Raw genomic sequence first — 3,899 nt, forward strand, 5'->3', positions numbered from 1 at the left:
CGACCGCATGCCCTTGGGCATCGGACCCTTCGGGATCGGCATGTTCTTCATGGGGTCGCCCATGGCCCGCAGGCGGTCGGTGGTCGCCGTGACCTTGTCGCCGGGGACCACGCGCGGCAGCTTGGCCAGCGTCGTGCGGAGCTTCTTCAGCGGCAGCTGGCCCTCGCCGTTGCCGATGATGAAGTCGTGCACGGGGACGTCCGTCACGATGCGCGCCATCTTACGCTTCTCGGCCGCCAGCAGGCCCTTGACCCGGCCGGGGTTGCCCTCGCCGATGAGGACGATGCCGGCCTTGCCGACGGCCCGGTGGACCATGTCCTCGTCACGGTTGAAGGCGACGGCGGGCGTGGTCGTCCACTGCCGGCCCATCTGCCCCTCCAGGATGGACGCGGCGGCGCCCCGCTGGCCCTCGATCTTGCTGTTGTAGGCGCGCTGGGCGCGCTGGCCGAAGACGATCGCCATCGCGAGGAAAGCCAGCAGGACGCCCAGAATGCCCAGGTAGACCGGGTGGCCGATCGCGAAGCCCACGGCGAGCAGGACACCGAGGGTCACGATGCCCACGGCGGCGACGACGAGACCGACCTTCGGGTCGGCCTCTCGCGTCAGCTTGTACGACAGGGCGATCTGCTGCAGTCGCCCCTGCTTCTCAGGTGTTGCCTTGCTCGCCATAAGGCGAAGTTTACGTCGCCTGCGGACCGGGGGCCGCCACGGCCTCCAGCACGTGCTGCGCCTCGCGCCTGTCCTTGGCGCGGCGGCGGTCCTCCAGCACCGCGGTCCAGGCGTTGCGCCGGGCGGTGCGCTGGCCGCCGCGCATCAGCAGCCCCTCCAAGGCCCGCAGGGCCCCGGTGACGGACGGGGGCCGGACGGAGAGCGTCGCGGGGAGGGCGGAAGCGGCGCGGGTGGCTGTCGCCATCGCTGCCTGGGCGGGCGCGGCCTGCATGTCGTTGTCCCCTCGGGAGCGGAAGTGAATCATTGGGCAGCGGGGGGCTGGCGGTGCGTACCGACGGAGAAGTGTGCTGGGAAACGCCGTGCATGGGAACTGCTGTGCGTACCCCTATCGTCACCGAACGGTGTTACCAACGCATGACCTCTTGGTCAAACACCTATGAAACGTTGACGCGGCCCGCATCGTCCCCACCGCTCTGCGGGGGGTGATGCGGGCCGCGTCCAATGCCGTGCCGGGAGGCGTCTGTGCAGGTCGGAGCCGGTCAGACCGCCTGGGCGGAGGGCGCCGCCGCGCGCCGCTCCATCGCCTGCTGGTAAAGGCGGCCGGCCCGGTACGACGAACGGACCAGGGGGCCGGACATGACGCCGGCGTAGCCGATCTCCTCGGCCTCCTGCTTCAGCTCGACGAACTCCTGCGGCTTCACCCAGCGCTCCACCGGGTGGTGCCGCGGCGACGGCCGCAGGTACTGGGTGATCGTGATGAGTTCGCAACCCGCCTCGTGCAGGTCGCGCAGGGCCTCGGTGACCTCGGCCCGCTCCTCGCCCATGCCCAGGATCAGGTTGGACTTGGTCACCAGGCCGGCCTCGCGGGCCTTGGTGATGACCTCCAGCGAGCGCTCGTAGCGGAAGCCGGGGCGGATGCGCCGGAAGATCCGGGGGACGGTCTCGACGTTGTGCGCGAAGACCTCGGGGCGCGAGGCGAAGACCTCGTCCAGCAGCTCGGGGACGGCGTTGAAGTCCGGCGCGAGCAGCTCGACCTTCGTCCGGCCGCCCTCGCGCTCCGCGGTCTGCAGGTGGATCTGGCGCACGGTCTCGGCGTACAGCCAGGCGCCGCCGTCCGCCAGGTCGTCGCGGGCGACGCCGGTGATCGTGGCGTAGTTCAGGTCCATCGTGACGACCGACTCGCCGACGCGGCGCGGCTCGTCACGGTCCAGGGCCTGGGGCTTGCCGGTGTCGATCTGGCAGAAGTCGCAGCGCCGGGTGCACTGGTCGCCGCCGATGAGGAACGTCGCCTCGCGGTCCTCCCAGCACTCGTAGATGTTGGGGCAGCCCGCCTCCTGGCAGACGGTGTGCAGACCCTCGCGCTTCACCAGGCCCTGCAGCGAGGTGTACTCGGGGCCCATCTTCGCCCGGGTCTTGATCCACTCGGGCTTGCGCTCGATGGGGGTCTGGGCGTTGCGGACCTCCAAGCGCAGCATCTTGCGTCCGTCGGGTGCGACTGCCGACACGTCCGGCTCCCTATGGCTTCGATTCTTCGGCGGACACCAGGGTACGCCCGATATTTCCTACGCTCTTACTCGTATGCCCAAGGCAACTCATGGAACCCGGGCCACATTCCCCCCACCGGCCCCGCGGGCCGGCGGTGGCCCGGCTAGCCCGCCGCGGTCTCCACGGCCCGCGGCAGCGGCTCCGCCGTCTCCAGGATCTCCCGCAGGTGCTTCTCCACCACGGGCAGGACCTCGGCCACGGACACCCGCCGGCCCAGCTCGTTCGAGAGCGAGGTCACGCCGGCGTCCCGGATGCCGCAGGGCACGATCCGGTCGAACCAGGTGTTGTCAGGATCACAGTTCAGCGCGAAGCCGTGCATCGTGACGCCCTTGGCGATCCGGATGCCGATCGCGGCCAGCTTGCGGTCCTCGCGGCGCTGGCCGGCGTTCGAGGGGGCGTACTCCGGGCCGTTGAGCCGGGGGTCGAACTCCTCGTCGGTCAGCCGGGGGTCGAAGTCCAGGGACAGGCCGCCGACCGCGGGGCGCTCCTCGACAGGGTCGCCCAGCACCCAGACGCCGCTGCGGCCCTCGACGCGCGTGGTCTCCAGGCCCAGCTCGGCGCAGGCGCGGATGAGCGCCTCCTCCAGCCGGCGGACGTGGGCGATCACGTCCACCGGGCGCGGCAGCTTGAGGATGGGATAGCCGACGAGCTGTCCCGGGCCGTGCCAGGTGATCTTCCCGCCGCGGTCGACGTCGACGACGGGCGTGCCGTCCAGGGGGCGCTCGCTGGCCTCCGTGCGCCGTCCCGCGGTGTAGACCGCCGGGTGCTCCAGCAGCAGGCAGGTGTCCGGGACCTCGTCCGCGAACCGGGCGGCGTGGACCCGGCGCTGCTCCTGCCAAGCCTCCTGATACTCGACGGCGTCCGCCCCGAAGCCCAGGTGGACGAAGCGCAGCTCACTCACGGCGGCTCCTCAGCTCCTCTTCGACTCTGCTCCGACTGTGCCGTGCCCCCGTACGCCCCCGGTGAGGGCGCGCAGGTGGCGCGTATGGCGCGTATGGGTGCATCTCACGTGAATTCCCACGCTCTCGACGCGCCCTTGCCACTGTACGGCGGTCCGCGGACATCGCCGCAGGCGGGCGGTGCACCGCGGACGGAGGGCAGGTGGGGTCCGGACCGCCCTCCGGGTGTATTTGATCTGTCCTCACACGATCGGATGAATGCGGGGCGAAGGTAGCGATCAGGGCGTTGAGGACCGCTAAGTTCGCGCCGTTCCAGAACGAGATCAGGGAGACCGGCAGGCTGATGACGGAACGACCCCCGCAGCGCATCCCCAATCGTCAGCTCGCCGCGTTGATCGCGGAGGCGGGCTTCTCCAACGCAGGGCTGGCTCGGCGAGTCGATCAGTTAGGGCTTGAGCACGGCCTCGACCTGCGTTACGACAAGACGTCCGTCACCCGCTGGCTGCGCGGCCAGCAGCCCCGGGGCACCACCCCGGCGCTGATCGCCGAGGTGTTCACCCGGCGGCTCGGACGGCGGCTGTCCGCGCAGGACCTGGGGCTGGACGCCTGTGCCCCGGTGTACGCCGGGCTCGAATTCGCCGCGTCCCCGGAGGAGGCCATTGACATCGTCAGCGGCCTCTGGCGCAAGGACTCCGGCAGCCACACCGAGCTTCGGAAGATCGCCTTCACCCCGGCCGGGCTGGTGGTGCCCAGCCGGGACTGGCTGATCGGCCGGGCCGACGAGCG

At 70.8% G+C, this 3,899-nt stretch carries 4 protein-coding genes and 1 pseudogene; 1 reads left to right on the forward strand and 4 read right to left on the reverse strand.

What is annotated here, in order from left to right:
• The 4 genes from V7793_RS34735 to lipB form a co-directional block, all read right to left on the reverse strand.
• The coding region (locus V7793_RS34735) for a DUF4191 domain-containing protein (RefSeq protein WP_336013682.1) at positions 1–669 on the reverse strand (669 nt) is incomplete at its 3' end.
• 10 nt (positions 670–679) lie between these two features.
• Entirely contained in the window at positions 680–940 is a 261-nt protein-coding gene (locus tag V7793_RS34740) for an SCO2195 family GlnR-regulated protein (protein WP_168092596.1), read from the reverse strand.
• 268 nt (positions 941–1,208) lie between these two features.
• A complete protein-coding gene (gene lipA / locus V7793_RS34745) occupies positions 1,209–2,174 on the reverse strand; it encodes a lipoyl synthase (protein WP_336013683.1) in 966 nt (321 codons plus the stop codon).
• A gap of 143 nt (positions 2,175–2,317) precedes the next feature.
• Positions 2,318–3,115 carry a lipoyl(octanoyl) transferase LipB gene (gene lipB / locus V7793_RS34750; protein ID WP_336013684.1) on the reverse strand — a complete coding sequence of 266 codons (798 nt, stop codon included), beginning with the start codon at positions 3,113–3,115 and terminating at the stop codon, positions 2,318–2,320.
• 341 nt (positions 3,116–3,456) lie between these two features.
• Here lipB and V7793_RS34755 point away from each other — a divergent pair.
• Positions 3,457–3,899 (forward strand): annotated as a pseudogene (locus V7793_RS34755) (regulator); the annotation flags it as partial.

This window comes from Streptomyces sp. KLMMK (assembly GCF_036961605.1).
GTDB classification, from domain to species: Bacteria; Actinomycetota; Actinomycetes; order Streptomycetales; family Streptomycetaceae; genus Streptomyces; species Streptomyces telluris.